The sequence below is a fragment of the Sulfobacillus sp. hq2 genome (assembly GCF_002903155.1).
Taxonomy (GTDB): domain Bacteria; phylum Bacillota; class Sulfobacillia; order Sulfobacillales; family Sulfobacillaceae; genus Sulfobacillus; species Sulfobacillus thermotolerans.
In genome coordinates, this window is record NZ_NWUL01000030.1 from 32,538 (window position 1) to 58,579 (window position 26,042).

The 26,042-nt window shown below is 50.2% G+C and carries 21 protein-coding genes and 1 pseudogene; 11 read left to right on the forward strand and 11 right to left on the reverse strand.

Translation table 11 applies throughout. The features are described 5' to 3' along the window. The first annotated feature begins 257 nt into the window (after positions 1-257). The 10 genes and pseudogenes from CO251_RS05715 (at position 258) to pgaD (ending at position 11,290) form a co-directional block, all read left to right on the forward strand. Positions 258-1,250, forward strand: coding sequence for a ParB N-terminal domain-containing protein (locus CO251_RS05715; protein ID WP_103374847.1), 993 nt, complete (start codon positions 258-260; stop codon positions 1,248-1,250). A gap of 258 nt (positions 1,251-1,508) precedes the next feature. Then, positions 1,509-1,625: pseudogene (locus CO251_RS18035) on the forward strand (ATP-binding cassette domain-containing protein); the annotation flags it as partial. A 21-nt stretch (positions 1,626-1,646) separates the two neighbouring features. Beyond that, a complete protein-coding gene (locus CO251_RS05725; RefSeq protein WP_103374848.1) occupies positions 1,647-2,822 on the forward strand; it encodes an ATP-binding cassette domain-containing protein in 1,176 nt (391 codons plus the stop codon). A gap of 350 nt (positions 2,823-3,172) precedes the next feature. Continuing rightward, positions 3,173-3,976, forward strand: a complete 804-nt coding sequence (locus CO251_RS05730) for a DUF692 family multinuclear iron-containing protein (RefSeq protein WP_103374849.1) — start codon at positions 3,173-3,175, stop codon at positions 3,974-3,976. Then, a complete protein-coding gene (locus tag CO251_RS05735) occupies positions 3,976-5,817 on the forward strand; it encodes a YcaO-like family protein (protein WP_103374850.1) in 1,842 nt (613 codons plus the stop codon). The genes CO251_RS05730 and CO251_RS05735 overlap by 1 nt, the downstream gene beginning before the upstream one ends. 18 nt (positions 5,818-5,835) lie before the next feature. Continuing rightward, complete coding sequence (locus CO251_RS05740) at positions 5,836-6,378, forward strand: hypothetical protein (protein ID WP_103374851.1); 543 nt, start codon at positions 5,836-5,838, stop codon at positions 6,376-6,378. Then, a complete protein-coding gene (locus CO251_RS05745) occupies positions 6,375-8,117 on the forward strand; it encodes an MBL fold metallo-hydrolase (RefSeq protein WP_103374852.1) in 1,743 nt (580 codons plus the stop codon). The genes CO251_RS05740 and CO251_RS05745 overlap by 4 nt, the downstream gene beginning before the upstream one ends. A 59-nt stretch (positions 8,118-8,176) precedes the next feature. Then, positions 8,177-9,373: an MFS transporter gene (locus tag CO251_RS05750; RefSeq protein WP_158246202.1), complete on the forward strand. Its 1,197-nt coding sequence runs from the start codon at positions 8,177-8,179 to the stop codon at positions 9,371-9,373. 259 nt (positions 9,374-9,632) lie between these two features. Beyond that, entirely contained in the window at positions 9,633-10,811 is a 1,179-nt protein-coding gene (gene pgaC, locus CO251_RS05755) for a poly-beta-1,6-N-acetyl-D-glucosamine synthase (RefSeq protein WP_255398095.1), read from the forward strand. A gap of 62 nt (positions 10,812-10,873) precedes the next feature. After that, complete coding sequence (pgaD, locus tag CO251_RS05760; protein WP_103374854.1) at positions 10,874-11,290, forward strand: poly-beta-1,6-N-acetyl-D-glucosamine biosynthesis protein PgaD; 417 nt, start codon at positions 10,874-10,876, stop codon at positions 11,288-11,290. A gap of 14 nt (positions 11,291-11,304) precedes the next feature. Here pgaD and CO251_RS05765 read toward each other — a convergent pair whose 3' ends face one another. The 8 genes from CO251_RS05765 to CO251_RS05800 all read right to left on the reverse strand — a co-directional run bounded on the left by CO251_RS05765 (position 11,305) and on the right by CO251_RS05800 (position 21,353). Then, positions 11,305-12,345, reverse strand: coding sequence for a LacI family DNA-binding transcriptional regulator (locus tag CO251_RS05765; RefSeq protein ID WP_103374855.1), 1,041 nt, complete (start codon positions 12,343-12,345; stop codon positions 11,305-11,307). A gap of 111 nt (positions 12,346-12,456) precedes the next feature. Then, the gene (locus tag CO251_RS05770) at positions 12,457-14,277 is read right to left on the reverse strand and encodes a cellulase family glycosylhydrolase (protein ID WP_158246203.1); all 1,821 of its coding nucleotides are present in this window, start codon (positions 14,275-14,277) and stop codon (positions 12,457-12,459) included. A 17-nt stretch (positions 14,278-14,294) separates the two neighbouring features. Next, positions 14,295-15,662: a GH1 family beta-glucosidase gene (locus CO251_RS05775; RefSeq protein WP_242968349.1), complete on the reverse strand. Its 1,368-nt coding sequence runs from the start codon at positions 15,660-15,662 to the stop codon at positions 14,295-14,297. Between the two features lie 36 nt (positions 15,663-15,698). After that, positions 15,699-16,697 (reverse strand): ABC transporter ATP-binding protein, encoded by a 999-nt coding sequence (locus CO251_RS05780; protein WP_103374857.1) that lies wholly within the window; start codon positions 16,695-16,697, stop codon positions 15,699-15,701. After that, on the reverse strand, positions 16,687-17,691 hold the full coding sequence (locus CO251_RS05785; RefSeq protein ID WP_103374858.1) for an ABC transporter ATP-binding protein: 1,005 nt from the start codon (positions 17,689-17,691) through the stop codon (positions 16,687-16,689). The genes CO251_RS05780 and CO251_RS05785 overlap by 11 nt, the downstream gene beginning before the upstream one ends. Beyond that, complete coding sequence (locus tag CO251_RS05790) at positions 17,685-18,632, reverse strand: ABC transporter permease (RefSeq protein WP_207654626.1); 948 nt, start codon at positions 18,630-18,632, stop codon at positions 17,685-17,687. Before CO251_RS05790 ends, CO251_RS05785 begins: the two co-directional genes overlap by 7 nt. Continuing rightward, positions 18,633-19,622 carry an ABC transporter permease gene (locus CO251_RS05795; RefSeq protein WP_103374859.1) on the reverse strand — a complete coding sequence of 330 codons (990 nt, stop codon included), beginning with the start codon at positions 19,620-19,622 and terminating at the stop codon, positions 18,633-18,635. It abuts the gene before it with no gap. A 90-nt stretch (positions 19,623-19,712) separates the two neighbouring features. Continuing rightward, positions 19,713-21,353 (reverse strand): ABC transporter substrate-binding protein, encoded by a 1,641-nt coding sequence (locus CO251_RS05800; RefSeq protein ID WP_103374860.1) that lies wholly within the window; start codon positions 21,351-21,353, stop codon positions 19,713-19,715. 496 nt (positions 21,354-21,849) lie between these two features. On the opposite strand from CO251_RS05800, the gene CO251_RS05805 reads away from it, so the two are divergent. Beyond that, positions 21,850-22,470, forward strand: a complete 621-nt coding sequence (locus tag CO251_RS05805) for a trimeric intracellular cation channel family protein (RefSeq protein ID WP_103374861.1) — start codon at positions 21,850-21,852, stop codon at positions 22,468-22,470. A 194-nt stretch (positions 22,471-22,664) separates the two neighbouring features. On the opposite strand, the gene CO251_RS05810 is transcribed toward CO251_RS05805, so the two are convergent. Genes CO251_RS05810 through CO251_RS05820 form a run of 3 tightly spaced genes read right to left on the reverse strand, consistent with a single transcriptional unit; the run spans position 22,665 to position 26,042 of the window. After that, complete coding sequence (locus CO251_RS05810; protein WP_103374862.1) at positions 22,665-24,107, reverse strand: FGGY-family carbohydrate kinase; 1,443 nt, start codon at positions 24,105-24,107, stop codon at positions 22,665-22,667. Positions 24,108-24,124: 17 nt separating this feature from the next. Then, on the reverse strand, positions 24,125-25,066 hold the full coding sequence (locus CO251_RS05815) for a hypothetical protein (RefSeq protein ID WP_103374863.1): 942 nt from the start codon (positions 25,064-25,066) through the stop codon (positions 24,125-24,127). Then, positions 25,059-26,042, reverse strand: a complete 984-nt coding sequence (locus CO251_RS05820) for an ABC transporter permease (RefSeq protein WP_103374864.1) — start codon at positions 26,040-26,042, stop codon at positions 25,059-25,061. The genes CO251_RS05815 and CO251_RS05820 overlap by 8 nt, the downstream gene beginning before the upstream one ends.

A 26,042-nucleotide genomic window follows, 5' to 3' on the forward strand; every position in this document is an offset into this window, starting at 1 on the left:
CCTAGCTCCGGCCCGGATTGACCCTCCCGGGACGTGGCTACATTGTTCCGCGGGCTTCACAAGGCCCGGTTACCCCGGCCCCATGCCGCGGTAGGCTCGCGCTCACAATTCAGAGCGGGTGGGTTCTTACCACATGACCACCGACACCCTCGTGTCGCACTAACATGTTAGCACCAGCCCCGTTTCATCGCATATCGCGCGGGCTACACTGAAGACAGGTGAAGTCGATCAGGCAGAGCCGCATACGAGAGGAGCTGATGCTACCATGTTATCTAGCGCGGCTGAAAGACCGTAAGAAGGCATCGGGCCAACTGCCTACTCTGAGTAGTCAGCTGGCGGACGCGTTAAAAGGCAAGGACACGACTAAAGAAGATATCGTACCTGCCGTTGCCTCCAGCTCGATTATGCAGATTCCGCTTTCAGCCATTGTCGTCGGCGGAGTTAATGCGCGCCGTGAATTTGATGAAGATCGGTTAGCGGAATTGCAGCACTCCATTGAGCGAGATGGGTTGTTGCAATTTCCTGTTGTGGCACCGGAACCTGGTGTGCCTGATAAGTGGCACTTGCTGGCCGGTGAGCGGCGGTATCGAGCGATTTGCGAGTTGGGCTGGACCACAATACCTGTATGCGTGATGCTCGTGCTGCGCCAACAGTGGCGCCGAATCATGATGGAGGAAAATCTAACACAAGCTTCGTTTAGTCTAGCTGAAGAGCTCTCGGGGTTTATCGCTATGGTAGAGCATGATGGATATTCGGTGTCCCAAATCATCCACGAGTTATCGCTCGATAAAGGCTGTGTGTATGGTTTGTTGCGCTTGTATCGTAACGTGCCATTACGTGTGGGGATTGATGATGGCACCATTAACGGCAAGAAGATTCTCAAACCGCTCAATCGCTTAATCACGGACACGGGGGACGAACGCTATCCGGGATTGGTCGATAAGTCGCTACGGCTGATAGCCCAACAACACCCGTCGGTCGCGGCATTAAATGCGGCGATCGACGATTGGATCACAGAGCTTGATTACAATCTTACTGAGTTCAGCCGAAGACGGCGCAGTCCGGGATCAGCGTGGGAACGAGAACGTCGCCGCGTCCAAGAATTCGTGGCTAAATCCGTGAAAAATCTCGATCATGAGGCCATTATGGAAATAGCGAGGGTGTACGATGAGGTAGCAAAGGATTTGCAAAGACTGGCAGCTGAGAGCAATAGATCTGTGTCAACCATCTCCACTTGTCAGCCGGGGTAAATCAAGAACGGGGAGTAGGACCGGTTCTACAAGTTCTAGTCTTTAAACGGATGAACCCTTAGTTGTGAGATGACTCCATTATTCTCCTTGTCGTTTGCATTTCGGTTGTGACCACAGAAAGAATTGCTGAAGCGTGGTAGTCAAAACGCCGGCAACAGCCAGAGGGATCGGTATAGGCGAGCATTTTAGGAAGGGGAGATTATCGTAGATATTTATCTGTCATCTGTATCGTTTTGGTACTCTGACGAAGATATCGTTCTGGACGGAGTTACGGCATCAATAAAGCAAGGAGACCGGGTTGCGCTCATCGGTAGGAACGGAAGCGGAAAGTCGACGTTACTACGTCTACTTCTTAGTCACCTCACTCCGATATCCGGTTATGTCAAGAATGAATTCGTGCCTCATGCGGCTTTTTTTAGTCCTCAAGAGGAGGATGTATCATGGGGGCAGGCGACATGGAAGCAAATCTCGGACCTCCTGATTGAAAAGCCATCGTTTCTCGTGTTAGATGAACCAACGCGTCATCTCGATCTTTCTCGACGCCGTCAATTATCTCGATGGCTCAACCAAACGGGTTACACCATGGTGTTGGTTAGTCACGACCTTGATTTTTTGGATGCCGTAGCCAACCGCACTTGGCACCTCGACGGCGGAAAGTTAAGGACTAGCGATGGTCCACCCTCCGATTATCTTGAGACGTTGCAATTAGAGCGCGATTCCTATAAACGGCAGTACAGTCAGCAACAACGGCGGATACGAGCGTTGAAAGAGGACATTGCAGAGACTAAGAGGCAAGCACAGCGTACGGAATCAGAAACGCACAGCGCCGGATCTAGAAAGAAAGCAAAAAAAGTTGCGCAAAAAGCTCGCGCTCGTGAGTCGAGACTCAACCATTATGCAAAGTCTGGTGAACAACTAGAACCCCTAAAGGAGGACCATTCCTTGCGGTACACGTGGGATCATGTCGCGGCGTCATCGGGCGTCATCGCGAAATTAGAAAGCGTCTCTTTAGACTGGTCTTCTCCCTGTTTAGAGAACATCTCGCTCGAAGTCCGTGCTGGGGAACGAATTGGGATTACCGGCGACAATGGGTCCGGAAAATCCACCCTACTAAACGCCATTTTAGGCCGCTTTCCGGGCACGATATCTGGTTATGTAAGACCTGTTAAGGAGTACGGATATATTGGTCAAGTCTTCCATCGTCCAAGATGCCAGACTTCTTGGGAATTTTTCCAGGACCATTCTTCTTTACCGCACGGTATGGGGCGGGCGTGGCTCCAGTCATATGGATTTAAGGAACGTCAACTGTTCTCTTCCCTCGCAACTCTTAGTGATGGTGAGTTGGTTAAGCTCCAAATTGCTGCATGGAGTGCTGCAGGAGTCGGGGTTTTGGCGTTGGATGAACCGGAACATCACCTTGATATGTTGAGTCTCGACACAATATCGCACGGGCTGCGACAGTTTCCAGGAACCATGCTGGTCGTCTCTCATCATCCCCGTTTTCTTACGGAACTCGGCGTGAACCTTATATGGCACGTGGCAGACAGGAGAGTGACTATCGAGTCGTTTTGACGATTCCCGTATGAATGGTTATAACAACCGGTCGAATAATGTAGAACAATGTCGAGAAAATTTTCCCGAAATTTCCCTGCCATGGGAAGGATTTTTACTAATGTTGATATAATTAACTAGTGCGGAAGAATTAGCCTAATGGGACACACGCCGCGCAGGAGGTGCAAAATGGACGAACGTTTCGCGATTCTGGATGGAATGGATGTAGAAGACGAAGAGCTTGAGGTTCTCGAAGTAGAATTTGTGAAAGTTAGCGAGATCGCCCCGGCAAATAGCCGTTGTCAGTAAAACCAATCCGGCGACATTTGTGATGTCGCCGGATTTAATTAAAATTCTGGAGGTGTCACCAAGTGAATGAGATATGGGTTGGTATGAACCCAAGCGATCTAACGCCAGAGGTCTGGGACGTTCTATACGATGGTAGATTGCCGCTGGAGCTTACTTACGATGGCACAAAATCCAGCGCCTGCGACCTTCGTGCCATTTACCAAGAGGCGCAATCTCGGGATATTAAATTTAGTACACTTCATACGATCCAAGGTGGGTTCGCTGAGGAGTCGCCTCGACTTCTGGATGATTCATGGGTTTGGCCTCAAGGCTTTTCTGTGACGCGTCTAACCGAGGATCTCGCTTTCTTCAATTATCAACAGGGATTTTTCTCTCAAGCCAACCGACCAATCGAGCTAACCGTAGAGGACGTGGAGACGTGCTCTCGTACACTGGCTGCATTTATGAGACGTTTCGAGATCGAGATTACACCCGAGAACCCGCACTTTCCATGGGCTCCCGTTGAGGATATGTGTTTGACCGATTTCATGATGGAGGTAGCAAATCGCGTGACTTGTCGGTTTGCAGTGGATTTGTCTCACCTCACTGGGTATGCGTCAGTCACACACAGAAAAGCTCAAGATTTGTTGGATCGTTTGTTAGAAAATGATCTTGTTTCGGTTTTTCACATTTCTGGCGGCGGATTCCGGCCCGATGGCGTTTTCATGGATGTTCATGGCGACGCAGATTTGGATCCCATTAGTCTTTCTTTGCTTGATATAGTGCGTAGTAAACCGAGCATTCCACTAATCATAGAGGTCTTTGGACTGCGCCGACATAAGTCCCTACAATTTAAGCTGGAACAGGTAAAGGAGGCTCTTGCGTGATGGGTCACGTTGGGGCCGATGTTTGGTTGATGGGCGTCGCGGGTGTACAGATCGAAGAACAAGGAAGTACGATGACGTGGACTAGACCAGATATCAAAATATCGTTTCGATCCAATCCTAGAGCAGTTGGAATCGCCTTAAAGATTTTTCGTGAACCGTTGCCGCGAAACCATTTCCCAGCAAATGACAGCGTGGTCGGGACTCTTATATCGCACGGATTCTTGGTGGAAGGTACGAATCCGGCCGAGACGCTTGCGTTGTCCATGCATTACCATGCCACAATTCCACTCAACGAGTTTCGTGCCTATTTCCCTGATACGATAAAAAGTCTCCAGGAGCGTGCAGCCGCAAAGACATGGGTTCCACAGCCACAGTGCTCGACGCCGTTGACCTCGACCGGGATTTTACGAGCTTCTGGCTTTATTCCCGTCCAGTCTTATTACGAGGCAGTATCTGATTCGTTGGTTGATGCCATACTTTCAAGTCTTTATGATGGTGCAAACCACAAGTTTCCGTCAGCCGGGGGGTTGTATCCTGTATATGTGGTTGCGGAACAACAGTCTAAAGATGGAACATGGCATTCACGCCAAACACAAGAAAATGGCTCGACGGAGTACCTGGGGCCAGACCTAGAGAACGATGGAAGTTTTGACGAAAACTTGTTGCGAGCATCTACCCGGTTTTGGGTATGCGCCAATTTGTCTGATGTCACGTTTAAATATGGGTCCCGAGGATACCGTTATGCGTTGCTTGAGGCCGGGCATGTGGCACAGACGCTCGTGCAGATCCTAAACGTAAACAACATCGATTGTCGTCCGTTCGGCGGCTTTCGTGATGACGTGATGCGCCGGCGCCTAAAATTACCAGCGTCTCACATCGTCATCTATGCTATAGGGGCTTTCCCTTTTCGACGATCGCGTCAGTGGATCGTCGGTGAGCAGTCGCGATTTGCTCGATTCGGGGCGACAACGATTCACTATTTTGAAGCGCACGGCGAGCGCGACAAGAGGGGTCGGAGGACTATAGGGTTTGCGGTCAATCGCGATTTCGCGTTGGCCCGGACAAAGGCGCATGCGGAATTGGCTGAGAGGATAGTTTTGGTGGAAGATGACACCTTTGGAAACAGCAATGGAATAGCGGCTCATGCGACATATGATGCTGCAGCGGCCCATGCAATTTTAGAACTGTACGAGCGCCATTGTGTTCTTCGCGCGTGGCATACGATGGTCGAAGTCCGACCGATAAAATTTCCGAAAAATGAAGTGACGAATGTAACTTATACATTAGCCGCTCGAGACCATGGACTAATTCGCTTATTGGATATCCGAGATCCCAAGTTTGACATTCCGTGTGTTTTGGCAGTAGTTTTTTCTCCCAGTCATGGAGGCATTCTGACCGCCTCTGCAGCAGCTCTGTCAGAATATGATGCTTCTGTCCAAGCCCTGTATGAATTAATTAAAGGTCTCTTTTATCGAGTTATTATCAGGGAATCCGGGATATTCGAGGAGACTCGGCCTCATCGAGTGCTGGGACCAGAAGAACATGAATTGTACTATTCGAGCAAAATCGTAGATAAATCTGAGACTGAGTTTCTGACTCGCTCGCAAAGGCAACCACGATCGATTTCCCCAAGATGGACGTCGCTCGAACGACTAGTCAGCGTCGCAACATTCACTGACTTATCGTTTAAGAGTCCGAGCAGCCTATATCACGTAGTTCGCGCCGAATCTGATCAACTTGTTCCGCTGTATTTTGGAGATCCTCCAAACGGTTTCTTTCAACTGGCCGAGCGTATCTTTGGAGAGCCGATTAAAAACGCACGCTTTCATCCGATTGGGTAGATTAGGAGGGAAAAACCTATGGCTAGTCATTCACTGTTGCAACAAAAAGACCGAATGGCCTGTGTGGATAATCTGTTGTCGTACCATGAAAGCGGAAATCAGGCGTGTGTTTGCGGGTTCCATCCTCCAAATGTGGTGCAGGCAATCATGGCAGAGGGAAAACGTCGTACAGTGTGCCGGGATATTCCTCGGATAAAGCAAACTCTCCCTAACACCGTAGCCCGAATTCCTGGAATCTCTAAGGCCGTCTTGGACTTTCTACGCGTATTGGCAACTGGTGAATTTGATGGATCGGGCCTGCCCATAGAAGTTGCCTTCGCGCGATATATCGTTTTATCTCCTCTATTTACTGCGGAGGTAAAGCAATATGCTGACTTTGAGGGAACATGTCGATATCTGGTTTCAAAACCCGGGATTACAGTTCGGATCCAGTGCCTAGGGGAAGTAGCGGTTCAATGCGTATCACAGTTAGCCCGATTGATCAAGCCTACAGATTTTATCACATTGAGGATCAGCAGTAAAAGCCATACCTTAAAGTTTTGGATGGAGGCTCGCCAATGAAATTGACCCGACTCTTTCACTCCTTCTTTAATATAAGCGAAGGAGCTCACAACATATTGATTGATCCGGCTATAGACTTCGAGTTTGAGTTTTGGTTGACCCGCGAAACCACGTATCCGGACCCTGCGGGCTATTTTGTCAATGCCGACGCAATAGTCCTTAGCCATGCCCACAGTGACCACTATCACATACCATCGCTCCTTAGTGTCGACCGTAGCGTTCCGATATTCGTGCCCGATGTGGATTGGGAAACCCCTCTCCCCATAGCTGAGGAACTTGTTGTGATGGGGTTTCAACATATCTACCGACTCAAGACTTGGGAGCCAGTGGCTATCGGCACGTTGCATGTGATAGGTATTCCGGCAAAGGCGTCCGTAGAAGGCACGCCTCAAATTTCTGTCGCGGTATTCTGCGAAGATCACGGTAACGTTTTTTATGATGCAGTAGACACCCTAGAGGACAAGAATATATTGCGCCAGATAAATGAAAATTTCTCAGCGGTAGATGTTGCAGCACTACCTGTTGGTTGCAGCTTTAACTTTTTAAATGTTCGCAATCAAATGTCCCCAAGCGTGGCGGCGCAGGTTTTGGACCTTTTACGTCCGCGCTTTTTCATTCCCACAGGTTTGAACACGGCACCCGTCCGATATGTTTCAACGGACTTTCCGATGTTTCCGTTCGACAACTCATTATTGGAGTTGCGATCTTTCGTATCCACTATACCCAGCGGCTGTTCGATTGCATGCATAGACCCTGGGACAACTCTCAACCTCACTAATACCCAGGAAGAAGCCTGGGTTGGTCGTACGCTCGTGGAATCCTCGTTTTATGCGACCGGAAGGTTGGCTAGCGCGTTAATTCGACGGAACGTCCGAGACACGGAGTACTTTGGTATACCTGCGACCCGCAACGTCCAACAATGGGTCACTGGAATCAAACGAATATTTCGAGACTTTGGTAGCGAAAAAGCATGGTCCCAGTCACTTGAGGATATCGTACGCCGTGTCCCGCCTACATGGATCGTTACACCACTCAATATGTACTTTCCTAGGACAATGGAGGCATTACTCGGCGACACCGCCGCCTATGACGATTTTGCCGTAGCTTTAGTGAACGACCTGGTGCATAGTAATGTGGAGTTTTCCGGTGTTTCGATGATTCAGCACTGTCTATCATTTATACAAATGTGGTTTTCGGCTTCGCAGTTTGTGTGCGAAATGGCATTGCTTGAGGCAATACAAGAGCTGCAAATGGTCCACCAATCGAACGTTCCGTCATTCAAGGACGCCACATGGGAAAAGGCGTTCCAAATTTACCTCGACCATTTGACGTTCTATCTTGATGAGAGTCCTCAGCACATTTTTCCCCGTTTTAACCCGTTATTCGGTCCGGTTACTGTGATGAAGTCAACGGTTCTATCGTTCATTGGGCAATCAACTAAGGTGGAAGGTGGCGACCTCCAATATCTTGCATTTATCTCACCTTCTTATTTCGATGATAAGCCGGTGAGTCTCCACATAATGAGCATCAAAAAACAGGAAGAAATAAGGCTTATTGAGGAGATAAGGAGATCACGAGGACGAATGTCATTGGAACAAATCGTACAGGAACATGGCCGTTCGCTGTTTACGAAGTTTGCAAAGAAATTGTTTAGGTTCACCCCTTTTTCCTTAGAGTATCATTGGCTGCCCGAAGCAGGATACGCCGATGACGATTGGTATACAAGTGTCGGCCTATGAGAAAAGGCAACCTGTTGGGTCTCAGCACTCCCTTCCTTTCCTTCGTTGGAGCCGAGGCCTTGATTGCTCTTGGTACCGGGATGGATATGGTGGTCTACTCGTTGTGGTTATTTCACCTCACGCGGTCGCCCTTGTTTGTTTCATTTGCGTTACTAGTTATCAGTTCTTCGCCGATGGTGTGGGGTCATGTCATTGCTCGGTTCATAGATCGCTCAAGGCCTTTCGCTCTTGTCTTTGTAGCGTATATGATGTTTGCTGTAGGAAGCCTCATTCCTTCATTCATCGATGCCTACAATGCTTGGCTATGGCCGGCACTAGTCATCGGGATGATGTTGAGTGGTTTTGGGTATTCAATCATCGGAGCGGTGTGGCCTGTACTAACGCGGCGTACATTGGATCCGGAGCAGTTTGCTCGTGCTGACGGAGTGCTCGGTATGGTATCGAACGCGAAGCTTTTCGTGGGGCCAACTCTCGGCGGTATTCTATTTTACAGTATAGGTCCTCATAACACTTTCAGACTTGAGGCGTTTCTTTCCTTTGCCGCTGCGGCTCTGGCAGTATACCTGCTTAGGCGGTTCCCTCTACGCTCTTCCGACGGTGCCGACATAGGATTTAAGACACCGAACGATAGGGACCGACACAGTGCCCGGGAGTGGTTGTCGCGTAACCCCGTTTTGCGGCTGTCCTTGGTCATTGCAATCCTTTCTGCCGTAGGGTTCGGCATAGTTAACGCGCTATGGACGCCTCTGTTGGTAGTGCGCTACCATGCCAATAGCTTGATTATTGGGGGAACCTATTTGGCGCAAAGTGTCGGCGGTTTAGGCGGCAACACCATGGTTTTGCATCGGTGGGGCAGAGCGCCGCAATTGCGGCGGATTAAATGGCTCTATTTGATTCTTACAGCAACTACTGCAATTTACACACTAACAGCTAGTAATTATTTTCTCTTTCCCGTGCTAATAATTGAGGGGATAGCCATCGAAGTCTTCCAACTGCCACTACGGTTAGTATGGATGAGCGTACCACCGGACCAATTGGTCGGGAAAATTACGTCCTATAGGTTGGCCATCACGAGTGGAATCTCGGCAGGTACGACATTGCTCGCAGGGTGGTTAGCACAACGAGTTGGGCTTCAGTGGGTCTTTTTAGGTGTTGCGACCACATTCTTGAGTGCGGCATTGATATCCTTTAAATACCATTCCCCAGCCATGAAAACATGGGACGAGCAGTTATCTTTAGTGGGTAGCGATGTCTGAAGATGATGCGAGCATGTTACAATCCCCAGGACCCGCCTCACAAATGTCCGCTATGGTCCTTTGGCTCAGAAGCTTGGGATCGGCTATGCTGCGTCGGTAATTAATTACGGATCCGATCCGGTTATAATAGCGATCCATGGATGGGAAAACCCATGATTGGTAGTGGCCCTGATCAACCGATTTTTGACCAGTTACCCTTCTTGAAGAAATGGCTCCGATCAACACGCGCCGTCCGAGTTTTGCTCAAGATGGAAAGTAGGTGATCCATCACAAAATCCGCATACCCATTTTTTATTATCCTTTGGTCATGAGTGTCATTTGGATAGTCGGTTCACTGATATTTTATTGGAGGCGAGAACGATCCTCGTCATTGCCTTCTATTGCCCATACCCCTCGGGTTTCCCTTCTGATACCGACCTTCAATGAACAAGACACTATTGTAGAGACCGTTGAAAAAATGCAGAACTTACACTATCCCAACTACGAGATTGTGGTTATTGACGATGGTAGTCAAGACAACACTCCTCAGTTATTGCGTCGCCTCATCGACCATGTCAGCAACTTGCGCGTTATTCGTACCCCGGCTAACCGTGGTAAGGCACACGCCTTAACCGTAGGACTACTGGCAGCACAAGGAGAAATTCTTGTTACGGTCGATTCGGATGCAATATTGGATCCTGATGCGCTAACCTTTCTTGTTGCGCACTTTGATCCCTCCCAGTCAGGCGAACGCGTCGGCGCTGTCACGGGCAATCCACGGGTGCGTAACCGCAATTCGTTGTTGTCCAAGATCCAATTAGTGGAATACGCCAGTATTATCGGCCTCATTAAACGTTCCCAGCGTATTTTAGGAAAAGTCATGACCGTTTCCGGTGTCATTGTGGCATTTCGTAAGCGTGCACTCCTCGACTGCGGCCTTTGGGATTCGGACATCATCACCGAAGACATTGCTGTCACCTGGAAATTGGAACAACGTTTCTGGGATATCCGGTACGAACCACGTGCGATTTGTTGGATGCTGGTCCCGGAGACCTTGCGGGGTTTGTGGAAACAACGCGTCAGGTGGGCGCAAGGAGGCTTAGAAGTGCTGTCTCGACATTGGCATGCCTTGTTCATCTGGAAACAACGGCGGTTATGGCCAGTCATTATTGAGCAATACACAAGCATCGTTTGGGCGGTCGTGTGGGTCGTGTTTACCCTTATTTTAATGGGAAGGATGATCGTTACCCATGGTTTCTATGTACCCATTTTTTGGATGGGAACGTACTTGGCCGTATTATCCTTAATTCAAGCCGCTGTTGCCCTAACGATAGACCATCATTATGAGCACGGTGTGATTAAATACTACTGGTGGAGCGTATGGTATCCGAGCCTATATTGGTTTATCAATGCGGTCGTTATCGTTTTTGCTTTGCTGCGATCCCTAGTCCACCATTAATCGTCCCCCAAATATGCGGTGTGGACCAGTCCCGACCGCGGAATAACAGAAGGAATGTCCCGATGATTATCAACGGTCGCCAATCACGAGGCAAGCGCCTTTTGGAATACCTCACAACCGTAAGCGGATGGATTTTGATGTTGTCCCTGGCCACGCAATTTTTACTCTCATTACTTTTGTGGGGTCTCGGCATTACCTATGTCAAACGGTATCTTTGGGTGACTGCCGAGCCCGCTTTAACGTGGCATGTTCTCGTCGTCACATGCGTTGTTGCCATCGTGGCAGGTATAGTCATGGGCTTGTGGGGACATTACAACCGCACGCGCTATGGCCTGTTACACCGCCGCCACATGCCCGAGCCAGTTAGCCTACAAGAGCTCTCTACGCACTTTGGTATTCCCCAAGAAACTCTTAACCAACTGCAATCAGCGCGGTGGGTAGAATATGATGACGATGTGACTCTTCTCTCCAACCCTTAAGGCCACTGCCCTTGTCACGCTTCCTTGGGCATATCAGGAGCAAGAAGCGACTGAGTCATTGTACTATTGCGCCATACAATCTCGGTCGGAATGGTTAAATGCTGCGGAAGAGAGTGTTGGCCGTTACGCAGCATCTCTAACAGCAATTGGGCGGCAGCCTGTCCTAGTTCTACCATTGGCTGTTTAACCGTGGTGAGTGCCGGGTACACAATGGTGGCCGCATCCACATCGTCGAATCCCGTAACACTAATGTCTTCAGGGATGCGCAAGCCGTGCTCTTGAAACGTTTGCATGGCTCCAATCGCGGCTAAATCGGCCGAAAATAACACCACTTCTGGCCGCTCTGTCATGCGCAGAATCGTCTCAGCAGCCGCTCGCCCGCCGGCGTATGTGAAATTGTCATTCCATATCCAGTCGGGCCGGGGTACCAATCCCACGTCCCGCAGTCCACTATAAAAACCTTGCAGACGCTCCATCGCCGGCAGCATGGTAAGCGGGCCATGGGCAAAGCCAAAGCGGCGATATCCTTGCTGATAGAGAAGATGAACTAACTGCTGCACACCCTGCCGGTTATCCGACATGACACTGGCCGCCGATGGCCCGGTCAGAGTGAAGTCCAGCCCGACCATGGGGACGGCGGTTTCCATGAGGGCATCGAGATCCGGCGGCTTCCCAATCAGAAAAAGCCCATCCACCGCACGGTGTTTAACCCGTTCGACAAAGCCCCAATGGTCGAAAGGTTTACGGCTGTTGCTAAACATGAGCAAGTCATAGCCTTGTGATCCAATCGCCTGCGAAAATGCCGTTAACACCTTGGCAATATAGGGATGCATCAGCCCAGATTGATCATGGGTTTCAAAAATAAGGCCAATCATGTGCGTCTGATTGGTTACCAAATGGCGGGCCGACGCTTTAGGATAGTAATGTAATTCCTCCACGATCTTGAGTACCTTTTGACGGGTTTCCGCGCTGATATCGGGATAGCCGTTTATGGCGCGGGAGACACACGATACAGAAACCCCCGCGCGCTTGGCAATATCTTTGATCGTGGCCATGGTTCGTCGCTCCCTCTTTCCTGTCCGCCCAATTTCTCTTCACCAGCCTATACCCGTCAAGCCATTTCTCAAAATATACCGAATCTGGCAAAATACGTCGAGCGCTGTCCTTTAGGACAAATATCCACTCCACCACGTATGCGGGGCTAAGGTCACGCCTTGCGGACACGGCGTCCCGTCTTGGTCCCGTAGCGATCCGGCGCGGCTTCGCAGACCAGATGGCCGCTCCCCGTGATTCATCGCGATGATCCGTCCGGTTGTAGACCGTGCTAACTGAGTGCTCGTACCCACAATTTGAATGTCGGGATAAATGTTCAGTGCCGCCAAAAGGCTCTGGTATAACGCCAATAAGCTTTCCAGACGAACGGGAGATGCCTCCCAACCCACGGCGTTTGTTACGATGGACCCACGGCCTACTTGATAGCGAAAGAGCACGGGGCGCTCGTCTTCTAGGTGAGCCCATACTTCTGCCCCTTGTGCACCTAGCGTCACAAAAGGAACCGACATTCCCGGGGGCAGCGTAAAATCAATCGTATCGCCGAAATGGCATGTTAGGCGTTTTGGTCCAGACAGTGTCTCGATGACGTTGTACCGTCCTTCATAACGTACGCCCAACTGTTCTTTCATTTGCGGAAACCAAAAGGTGTGGGAGTACGCCACATAAAGGTGTCCTCCACGCTCGACCCAGTCCCATAAGCGCTGGCGAAGAGGCTCGCCAATGCGCGGAGCTACTAAAAAGATGACGCTGCAGTCGTCTAGTTCGGGTAAGGTGGGGATAGTCTCTATTATCGCCGTTTGAGAGGGCATAGGTTCGCGCAATACGCGGGGATTGAATCCCAGCTGCGCTAAGGTCATGAGCATGGCCTGCGCAACGCGGGTTTGCAATACGCCTTCTGGGCCGCGCGCAAAAGGTACCATCGCGGTTTGCAAGGCAGGCACTAAAATCCCGGTGGCGTCATGCTGTACGGCGCCAAAGCCTTGACTGACTTCTGCAAACTGGTGCATTACATCTCCTGTGGCCTTACGCTGGCCTGTGGTGGTCATAAGCCCAAACGTTAACTCAAAGGGATGGTGGGCATACGGCAATTGTTGGGGTAAATCAAAGTCCGTCAAGCACCATGCCCATGCTCCAACCGCGCCCGCCATCAAAGCGCCGGTTAACTGGGAACGATAAAAAGCTGCTTGCCCATCTGCCGAGCCAAATGCGTCTGTGGTGCCAAACTCTTCGAGCAACACCGGGTTTTCTCCCTGCGCAAGCGCACAATGGACATAAGAGGCCATGGCCACGGCTAACGCGTCCTCGTTTTCAGGATACACATGCGGCCCCACAATATCCACGGCCCGGGACAATAACTCCACAGCAATCCCGTTATCAACGCCCATGGCATTCCATAAACCATCCCCCATGGTAATCGGGCGGTTTTGCATGTCATGATCGCGCACCGCTTGGACCATGCGCCGAATCCAACCGTCAAAGACCTCGGGCGTCGTCTTCCCCGCGTAAAGCGGCCACTCGTTCGTCAACACCCAGCCAGCTACGCTATCATAGGAACTTAGCCTTGTCACAGCACGGCGGATAAAGCTTTCTTCGTGGTCTAACATCCAAGGGTCTGTCCACAAATCCCGGCCTTCGCGCCACAGCGGATCCCAATTTTGACCTGACATATGGCCAACCAGCAATGTGGGAAAGGTCTTAAGACCCGCCTCTTGCACCAACGATAGAAATTCATCAACATGGGCCCAACACGCCTCGTTATCCACGCCCGGGCTCGGTTCAAAATCTGGCCAGTAGAGAAACCATCGCAAGGTGGTCAGGCCCATACTTTTTGCCGCCTTGAGCTCTTCCCTTACCACTTGTGGATTAAACTGCGTCCACATCAACGGCCCACCTTGCCGGCTCCAATAATTCGCACCTAATGAAAATCCGTCCATACTGTCTCCTCCCCCCTTTACCCCTGCCCGTGGCCCCGGCGATGTCGGGCAATCAGCTCTTTGTACCACTTGGCGCTGTCCTTTAAGATGCGCTCTTGCGAAGCAAAGTCGACATAGACGATCCCAAAGCGTTTGGAGTACCCGTAGGCCCATTCAAAGTTATCCATTAAGGACCACAAATAATAGCCTTTCAATGCCCCACCTTCCTCTACAAAACGCTGTGCCGCTTGTAAATGGCTTTGTACGTACGCGGTGCGCAGAGGATCATGCACCTGGCCATCAGCATCTACCGCATCCGGATACGCTGCGCCATTTTCGGTAATATATAAAGGTAAGGCTGTATATTCACCCGCTAAGCGTTTGAGCAGTCGGTACAAGGAGTCTGGATGCACTTCCCATCCCATTTCCGTGACCCGGTCCTTAGGCGGTACCACATGGCCTAGCTGCAACAAGGACGTCCCCGGCTCGTCAAAGACCACGGAGCGTGTGTAGTAATTCACCCCCAGAAAGTTCATGGGTGTAGAAATGGTTTCTAAATCCCCTGGGCGGATAAACCGAAAATTTTGCACATAGGGCCTGAAGATATCCAGCATATCCTCCGGATAGGCCCCACGAAATAAGGGGTCTAAAAACCAGCGGTTGGAAAAGCCATCGCCCCGGCGGGCTGCCGCCCGGTCCGCATCGGTGTCAGTCTTTGGATCTGTCACGTTGAGATTGAGGGTAATGCCAATTTGTCCTTTAAGTCCCATAGCACGGTACAGCTTAACCGTTTCTCCGTGAGAGAGGAGAATATGGTGGCTTGCCAACACGGCTTCACGCCAGTCACGGTGCCCAGGCGCATGCTCCCCCAGTCCGTAGCTAAGAAACGACGCACACCACGGTTCGTTATGCGTAATCCACTGGGGAATGCGGTCTCCAAACGCCTGAAAGACCATTTGCGCATAATCGGTAAAATAGCGCACGGTATCGCGATTGGCCCATCCTCCACGGTCTGCAAGCCATTGCGGCAAGTCCCAATGGTAAATGGTGGCGGCTGGTGTCACATTTCTTTCCGCCAAGGCATCAAGCAGTCGGTGGTAAAAATCTATACCGCGGGTATTCAAGCGATTGTCTTCGGTCACAATGCGCGGCCATGCCAATGAAAACCGGTAAGAGGACACCCCTAAGTCGGCGATCAGGTCAACGTCTTGGCGATAGCGATGATAATGATCACAGGCGATATCTCCGGTTTCCTGTCCCAACACCTTACCTGGCGTATGGGAAAAGGTATCCCAGTGCGATGGCGTCCGCCCATCTTCGGCCACAGCTCCTTCAATTTGATACGAGGAGGTTGCCACCCCAAAAATAAAGTCTGCAGGGAAAGTCAAATCGTATTTGTCGGTCACAATGTCACCTCATTAGAGAATTTCCTATCTCGGGTTTTACGGAAGCGGCTTTACACTGATAAGAGCGTCGGGATGATAGCATGCCACCGAACGCTCCGGAGCCACAACCGTCATAGGCGGCATGCTGTTTGTGCATTCGGTCGTCGCTGACAAACATCGGGGGGCAAACGGACACCCTACCCGCGCTTCACTCAGGTCTGGTGGTTGATTGTCCTTTTCCGGCAACCGGTGGCGTGTGGAACTGCCCGGTGTCGCGGCCAACAACAGTTTGGTATAGGGATGCAAAGGATTGCGAATCAGGTCCCGAGACGGAGCGGATTCCATAATCTTTCCCGCATACAAGACCATAATGCGGTCCCCAAAATAGCGTGCTGAGGCCAAGTCGTGGGTCACATATAAAAATGAGAGGTGAAAATCACGCTTGAGCTGGCCCAGCAATTGCAAGATGCCCGCGCGAATGGAGACATCCAGCATTGAAATCGGCTCATCCGCCACTAAGAACTGCGGCTGAACCGCTAAGGCTCGGGCTATGGCCAGACGTTGGCGCTGACCGCCCGAAAGTTCATGCGGAAATTTCTTTCGCGTCTCATTCACCGGGGTAAGGCCCACGCGCTCCAAGAGGTCATCAATCAGCTGGTCGACGCTCTCTTTATTGCCCCCTTGGTGTTTGCGAATCGGAAAGACTAAGTGATTCTCCACGGTTTTGACAGGATTAAGCGAGGCAAACGGGTCTTGGAAAATCATCTGCGCTTGACGCCGATACGCAGTGAGCTCCCGGCCTTTGATATGACTAACATCGGTGCCAGCTACGCTAATACGGCCGAAAGAAGGTTCTAAAATCCGTAAAAGCGCCCGCCCAATTGTAGTCTTGCCACTCCCGGATTCCCCCACTAACGCCAGAACTTCGCCTGACCCTATGGTAAAGGAGACATCGTCCACGGGACGGATAAATTGGCGTCCCCCTCGCAGAGGAAAGCGCACAACCAAATGATCGACCGTCACTAAGGGAGCAGCCGCTAATGGCTCAAGAGACATGAGAGAACTCACCTGCCTTCTGGGGATCAAAACGGTGGCATGCAATCAAACGTCCTTGCCAATCGCGCGGTTCTGGGCGTTCTACCGTACACAGCGGCACGGCATAGGGACACCGGGGATGGTACGCACACCCCGTGGGCAGCGTGACCAAATCCGGCGGATGACCCGGGATACCTTCGATCACGACATCTTCATGCGTAAGGCGCGGAATAGCCCGCATCAGTCCTTGGGTATAAGGGTGATGGTCTTGATCCGAGACGGTTAAACCGCCACTTTCCGTGACCTCGACAAATCGCCCGGCATACATAATGGCGACGCGTGATGCCAATTCGGCGACCAGGCTGAAGTCATGGCTGATAAAGAGGACCGCAAAATGCCGTTCTTGCTGCAAATCTTGAATTTGTTCCAAAATCGATCGCTGAACGACTACATCTAAGGCGGTGGTCGGTTCGTCCATAATCACCAATGCCGGATCCAATGCCAAGGCAATGGCAATGACAATGCGTTGTTTCATACCCCCAGACAGTTCATGCGGGTAGCTTTTCCCGTGTTTCCGGGCAATACGCACCAGATCCAGCAATGCGTAGGATTTTTGCAAGGCCTCCGCTTTCGACATCCCGGGCCGATGCGCCAAGAATACGTCTACCATTTGCTGCTCCACGGTCATGACCGGGTTCAACACTGTCATGGCGCTTTGAAATACCATCGACATGGCCTCCCAGCGAAACTTCCGCAAGGTTTTGGCGTCCATGTCATAGACGTTTTGCCCTTTGATCAGAATTTCTCCGTGGGTAAGGTGGGCACCTCCTCGCAAAAGGCGCATAATTCCGGTGGCCAAAGTGGATTTGCCGCTGCCCGATTCTCCGATTAATCCCACGATCGTATTGGGCATCAGTTCTAGGTTCACATGTGAAACCGCTTGCACCGGACCTGCTGGCGAATCATAGGCAATCGACACATCGCGCAGAACCAAAACGGGTTGCTCGCTCACCATATCACCTTCTTTTTGGCCTTGGGCAGTTCCCGTAAGCGCGGATTAGTCAGTTGGTCAATCGCGTAATTCATCAACACCAAACTGAGTCCCACCAAGGCGATTCCCAAGCCCGGCGGAATGAACCACCACCAACCGCCTGTCAGAATGGCATCACCTTGGGAAGACCAATACAGCATTGTCCCCCAGGAAATTGATGACACGTTTTCTAGTCCTAAGAAGGCCAGCCCGGATTCGGCTAAAATCGCCGCCAAGCACGCATACATGATGTTCGACGCAATAATCGACGTCATATTAGGCATGATTTCCATCACCATCACGCGCAGATCTGACGCCCCCGTCAATTTGGCCGCGGTCACAAAATCCCGGTGCGCCAATGACATGGTTTGGGACCGGAAGACGCGAGCACCCCAGGCCCATCCCGTCAAGCCAATAATCAATCCATTGAACACGGGCGTGCTGTTGTGCACATAGGACTCGATTAAGATCAATAACGCTAACCCTGGCAGCACCAGAAAAATATTGCTCAGAAAGTTGAGAATCGTATCCGTCATCCCGCCGCGGTAACCAGCCGTCACCCCAATTAACAAGCTTAAAGCGGTGGCCAGCATGCCAGCCCCGATTCCTACCACGAGCGTCGAGCGAGCTCCGTACAAAAACTGAGAAAAAATATCCTGGCCCTGCGCGGTAGTGCCAAACCAGTGCTGGGCACTCGGATGCAGCGAGGGCGCAAATTGGGTCGACGTGGGACTATACGGAGCAATCCACGGAGCCAACACGGCGAGTGCCACAAAGAACAGGAACAGGCAAAACCCTACCGCCGATTTGCGATTAGAAAACATGATTTGCACCACGCGGCGCATCGCCCCGACCTTCCGCGGGCGGGTCGCAGGTGAATGGCTGGGCGGCACACCGGGCCGCTGCACTGCTGAATTTTGAGCCATTTAGTGTGTCTCCCCTCCTTGGCGCACTCGTGGATCAAGCCGGGCATACAGCAAATCGACAATCAGATTAACCACCAGCACGGAGACGGCAATGATGAGGAACGACGCCTGAATCAACGGCAAGTCTTGTGACAAAACGGCGTTGGTAAGTTGAAACCCAATGCCCGGATAGGAGAAAACGACCTCTGTTAATATCGAGCCGCTGACAATCAATCCCATAGCCAAGGCAAAACTGGTTACTTGCGGCAATATGGCGTTGCGCGCCGCATAGCTTGACATGACGCGCCAAGTGGAGACACCTTTTGCTTCAGCAAAAATCACGTAATCCTCTCCTAAGGTATTGACCATGTTATTGCGCATGCCAATCACCCACCCGCTTAACGATCCCAAGAAGACAGTCAGCCCTGGCAACAGCCCATGGCGCAGTACACTCGCAATAAATGGGCCATTAAATCCCGGCGTAACCGTGTTAGAGTACGCATGGCCTAAAGGAAACCAATGGAGTTCAAAGGCAAAGACAAATAACAGGATGGTTCCTGTCCAGAAGTAAGGCATCGCTTGCAAAAACATTGTCGCTACTGGCAACGTATTGTCTAATAGCCCTCCGCGCCGCCACGAAATATAAATACCTAAAACCGTTCCCACGACCACCGCAATAAACGTGGCAGTTCCCACCAAACCAATGGTCCAAGGCAAACTGTGTGCAATCACGGTGGCAACCGGCGTGGGATAGTACGTATACGACAATCCCCAATGCAAGGTCAAAAAGCTCTTAAGATAATTGACATATTGCAACAAAATGGGCTGATGCGAAAACCCAAATTGCAGCTCCAAAGCATGCAACGCCTGAGGATTTAACTGGCCCTGAAACTTCGCAAACATGGCTAATGCTGGATTGCCTGGAATCATTCGCGGCAGAATGAAATTCAGGGTCATGGCAGCCCATAAACACACGACAAAAAAGAGGACCTTTTGAGTCACGTACCGCATTCTCTGTCCCGCCTTTCCTCACCACATCCCCGCTGTGTCCAAGGCGGTCCAAGGCGTCACGCCTTGGACCCCGCGACAGACATCTTTTCGTTAGGATTTGGGCGTTAGGTGCTCTACGACAATTTCCGGCGCGGGCCAGCTATACGGCGCATTCGTCACATAAGGATCAGATTGCGTAGGCCACCCCGTGTAATTGGCTGTGCTGTATTCATCCCATAGCGCACCGTCCAGTACCGGAATAAATGGCAGGTCATTGACCATAATCCCTTCTAACGTCTCAATCGCTTGTTTCTGCACCGCCGGATTCGTACTTGAGGCATAAGCGTTTAAGGCGTTGTTCGTGGCGGCATTGTTCCAGCCTTCAATATTCCAGTCACCGGTCGAACCTAAAGAGTTATACAACGCGTAGTACGGTGTTGGCCCGGGATTGGTCCAAGACATGGCCAAATCATATTTGCCGCCTTGCAAATTAGCCACGTACTCTCCGTAGGCATCTTGCGTGACCGTAGTTTGAATGCCAATGGCACTTAATTCTTGGGCCATGATGGCACAGTCTGCATCCCAGTCAGACCATCCTGCTGGCACCTGAATGGTCAAGGAGAGCGGCTGGCCCGATGGTGATACAAACACTCCCGACGCATTTTTCTTAAATCCGGCTTTCTCTAAGATCTGTTCCGCTTTTGTGGGGTTGTACGTTTCCGATACAGGCAGACTCGGGTTTAAATAGCTTTTTTGAAACGGTAGCACCAATGCCGTGGGGCTGGCGGCTTTCTCGTAGCCATATTCGCCTTTTTGGCCCAATTCCGGTCGATTGATGGCGAGATTAATTGCTTGGCGAACCGCCAATTGGCTTAACAAGGGGTTTTTCAAATTGGGAAACAGGCCTACCACTTCATAAGGGGCAAACCAGTAATGGTTATTAGGGCTCTTGGAGGTATATACGCCCTTGATATCCGGGATAAACTGTCCACTCCATCCTACTTGTCCCGCAGCCAGTGCCTCATTAAGCGAGTTGTTGCTATCATACGCGGGCACCTCAATCACCGGCACTTTGGGCTTGCCTAAATAGTAATGGGGATTCGCCGTGAATTTGTAGTCTTCGGCATTGAAAGAACTTAAGAGATAAGGCCCTGTACCTACCGGCTGGCTATTCATGTATTTGGCTGGATCAGAAATTTTCGACCAAATGCTTTCGGGCACAATATACGTTTCTAACACATAGACACCGAAAGGCACATCAGTTTGGTTGAACTGAAAAACGACGGTATGCGCATTGGGCGCAGTGACCGACTGGAGTTTCGTCCACACACCGGACGTGTCTAACGCCGGGTTTTGCTTCAGCAAATTGAACGTGAACACGACATCTTTTGAGGTAAAAGGCGTCCCATTGGTCCACTTGACATTGGTGCGCAAGTCGACGGTAAGCGTCTTGCCGCCGTCGCTCCATTGATACGACTGCCCCAACAGCCCGTATTGATTACTGCTAACGGTGCTAAAGTAAAATAACGGTTCATAAATAAATCCATCCGTCCCGGGGTTATTGGATGTCGAGAACGGGTTAAAATTGTCAGTATATGACCCATAGGGAGCGGGAGCCATGATTAAAGGCTGCGCCGTGCTAGAAGCCGCGGACGTTGTGCTGGCGTTCGAGCTGGATCCACACCCAGCGAGCGCTCCCATCATCAACACAGCGGAGCCTGCAGCTAATGTTGTTTTACCGATGCGCTTCATATTTTTCCTCCTCGGGATGACCCTTGGGTTCCACTGTCACCCTGCATGCAGCAAACCCACATCGTTAATTGACACTATATTTAGATATTTCTCCACCCGAATGTCTTGGCGAAGAAATTACTCCAAAAACGTTTTCGGGAAATCGCATGATGACCTCGTTATCTGTTAATTCAGTCGCATGCGACTATTAAATAACAACCCATTATTGGCTTATATACGGCATTTTTGCAAGAGATTTTTTCTCTCTCGATAAGAAATTTCCTCATCTCCCACTCGGCTTCAAAAACGTTTTTGACTGTTGGCAGACGTCACGCCATGCGGCACTTGGATATCCAGGAGAAGGGATTCCTGTCGCCGAAACAAACCGCTATACTGATGCACGAGATACACCTTCACTATAAGGCGGCGGATATTTTGAATAGGCTGCTGAAGGCGGAACCGCGCATTTGGTATGGTGGGAAGATGGCACAGCAAACGACTTAAGGTGGGTTTACATTTGGTATTAACGATTTTAAGCATTATCGGCAGTGCCGCATTTGCGATGAGCGGCGCACTGGTAGCCATTGAAGAAGACTATGACATTTTCGGCATCATGGTGCTGGGCTTTATGACTGCTTTCGCAGGAGGCATGATTAGAAATCTGATTGTTGGTCTTCCCATAGCCATGGTTTGGCACCAAAATGGCGCTTTCATCGCTGCGCTCATTGCCATATTACTGGCCATTCTATCGCCCTCGGCTGTGGTAAAATACGGGCTCAAAACCATGCTCATCTTTGACGCGCTTGGGTTGTCGACCTTCGCCGTGGAAGGCGCATTGTACGCCGCCCGTATTCATGCCCCCTTGAGCACAGTGATGGTTGCCGCCGTCATGACCGGCACCGGCGGAGGGGTCATTCGCGACATTTTAGCACAGCGCAAGCCGCTTGTTTTGCGTGCCGATATCTACGCGATGTGGGCTTTATTAGCGGGCGCCATCATTGGATTTCAATGGATCCAAACCCAAAGAGATTGGCACATCTATACTTTGATTATCGCTATTTTCGGCCTGCGCCTATTGTCCATGAAGTTTCACTGGAGGCTGCCTCATGCTCGCGAGTCTTTAAACTCTACCCCTTGATATCATAGTAAAGATTCATCCAGTGATACCTTCGAAAGTAGTCATTGCTTTTAATCACCACATGTAAGAAGATGCTTACGCTAACGCCGCTAGAAAATCGAAGTTCTTGCAGTATTCGCAGGACATAATCTAAAAGCTCACCATAGCGCCTTTATTTGGTCGAGAAATGGAATTCCTCCGGTAAGAGAAAATGTTTATCCCGATATATTAACCCGGTCCGCAGGCATAAATGTGGGGAACTCCTCTAAGTATTTCTGGTAAACCTCTTGATATACGCCCATTTGTTCAGACGGCTGGATAATAGGCCATGCGACACTTAAATCGTTAAGTTGCGAAATATAACCATCTGCCTTAGCCGCTAACATCGCAGCCCCCCGTGTAACTGAGTCATTATCCGCAATCTCGAGAGGTAGGCCGCAAATGTCGGCAATAATTTGTAACCATAGCCGACTATTTGTCCCCCCACCCGACGCCACGATTCGACGAGTTGCCCTCATTTTTAACGTGTCCATTATGCGCCGTATGTCTGAACTGGTTCCCTCATAGACAGCGCGGATAACGTGGGCAACACTATGGCCAAGCGACAATCCGTGAATCGCCCCCCGAGCACGATCATTGGGCCATGGACTGCGTACTCCTTGGAAGGCTGGAAAAACTCGAAGTCCACCGCATCCTGGTTCAATTTCACATGCCAGTTTGTCTAACTCATCCAAAGAACGTGACGCTCCCATATTCCGTTCAACCCATCGAACGACAGACCCTGTCGATGGTTGCCCTGCTTCAAGTACATCTAATCCCACATGATACACATCATCAAACGGTCCCCATAACCCCGCTGTAGGCTTAAAGGAATAGTCATGAAACAACTCACAGGTAGACGACCCTAATATGAGTGCCATCGAACCAGGCTGAATCGCTCCCGAACCAATGGCCCCCGCATAAGCATCAATAATGGGTCCCGCAACAATAACATTGGACTCTTTGACCCCAATCTGCTGTGCAGCACGTGAAGAAACTACACCTAAGAGTTCTGCGACTCCGACAGTTGTTTTCGGTAGGCACTTAACAATTTCCGGGAACAAATTAGCCCACTCGGGAAGGTCCGATTTTGTTGTCGCATGCCACTTGAGTAAGGCACTAGCACGTGAACGTGTCCATTCACCCGTTAAGTTCCAGTTAATCCAATCGGCCACCTCGATAAGATAATTGGATTCATTGAAAAGATGAGGGTAAGTGTCATAGAGCCACAGGGCCTTTGACCATGGTAATTCAGCTGATTCCGAACGGCCTACGAGACCGCCAATGGTTTGAGCATATTTCCCAGCCCGCACATCCATCCACAACATCACTTCACTTTTAGGTGTACCATCTCTGCCGACCATCATAATGCTAGATGTCGCATCTAAACCAATTCCTCTCAATTCACCATACGGCTGACACTGTTCTACGGTTAGTTTAACGACTTTCACAAACGCATCCCAAATTTCAGATGCATCTTGAACAGCCCATCCACTTCTGGGATTTAGTGTTGTCAATGATATAGAGTTTCTCGCGATAATACTACCGTTTTGCCATCCAATACATCGTAACCCTTGTGTTCCGATATCCACCCCAATGTAAATAGGATGCTGAGCCATCGTAATCCCCCCACTATCTAGTCTGGTAACACCATTATCCGAGAATACTCTAAACCATTAATAGGTCTATCCTGATAGAATCCTCCCTCGTGTATCAATGTTTCTACGGCATTGGATAATGTCATTCCTGACTCGACCGCAGTAATTAACCATCCTATATACAAACCAAACACAAAATCATCGAGATCTTTTTCCATCGACAGACTGCCATCTCCATACCACGAAACTGTGGTCCCACTATATAATGCAACGTCAGCTGTCGATACTAAGGTGCAGATTGTCTTCATACCCAGCTTAGCAATCTGAGTCAATGCAACGGATAAATCATCGCGTGACACCACTTCTTTTCCCCACAAAATCTCTACTTGCGACACGGTCAAAAACACAATACTCGCTTTCTTAAGTAAATGATAATTGGAAATGGGCATAAAACTTCCTGATATATAAAGGGCAGAAAATTTTTCGGCGCTCTCTATAACAGTTTGCAATGTGTTAGTACCCATATTTAAACTGAGACAAACAGCCTCACCCCAATTTTCAAGGTTCGCACTCACCATGGATTGAGATAGAAGCAAATTGTTACTTGAATCAGTGACTTGGCATTTCACGGTCCCGTCAGGGTTGATTACCTTGACACGACGACCGGTTCTTTCGACCACCACAGTTGGCACTAAATCGAATCTTTGCGTTGCATTCCACTCACGAATTCGTTGAGCTCCAACATCTCGTCCCATAACCGTAATCAGTCGCGTCGATTGATGACTAAGTTGGCTATACATCGTGGCTACGATCGCACCCACACCGCTCACCATGTCGAAATCTCTACGACCAATAATTTCCTTTTCCCCTGGTGAAACCTTTCGTATTTCCCAACGTTCTTGAACATAGAGGTCCCCGATAACAATCATCGCATGGTAGCCACTAAGACCGTCGACTCGTTCGACACGGGGATTAAACATGCTGCTGACCTCTGTGAACCAAGTGCTGAATAGCGCTAGCAACGCGATGTCCTTGTTGTGCGGCTATCGCTAAGAGCAACACAATACCAACTGTTCCGCCCTCATAGACCGAATTGATATTAGCCAGTCCAAAACTGTAACTTAGCCACGTGATAGCTAGTGTGGCAAGAATCGTTCCACTAAGACGCCCTTCACCTCCCTGCAATTTGGTTCCCCCAAGCACGGCAATGGTAATCGCGGCCAAATTCATAGTACTGCCAGCATCTGGACGGGCCGTGACTAGACGCGAAGCGTCAATAACGGCGGCCAAAGAACACAATAGGCCCGTAATCGCGTAAGTGACTAGACGCGTTTTCATTATCGAAATTCCATTGAGCATAGCCGCCGTTGCATTGGTGCCAACCAAATACAATCTCCAACCAAATGCCGATCGTGATAGTAACAATGCCAAAATCACAGCAACAGGAAGATAAATTAAGAGAAGTTGTAGTGGCCATCCTGCAATTAGCCCTTGGCCAATGATATCAAAGGAGGCAGGAAAAGGAGATATGTCTATCCCGTGGGTCAATACCAATGCTATGCCACCGTATGCATACATCGTCCCCAACGTGGCAATAATGGCGGGAATGTTCATCACCGTAACAAGAATTCCATTTATTAAACCTAAGATAATACCCCCGAAGAATACCACAAACACGGCTATCCAAACATTTAACCCATGCAACACCAGCACTCCAAGAATCACTTCAGAAAGGGCAAACATCGCGCCGACGGAAAGGTCAATCCCCCCATTTCCCGACAAGATCACCATCATTTCTCCAAAGGCAACGAGGCCAATTTCAACGCCATAGACACTCATGGCACTAATGCCCTGAAGGCTCAATGCAGAAGGCGCAATAAAGACCGATAAGACGATTACTGCTATCATAATGATGGCAAGCCAGAATTGGTCTCCCATCTTAGTCATTATCCGCAT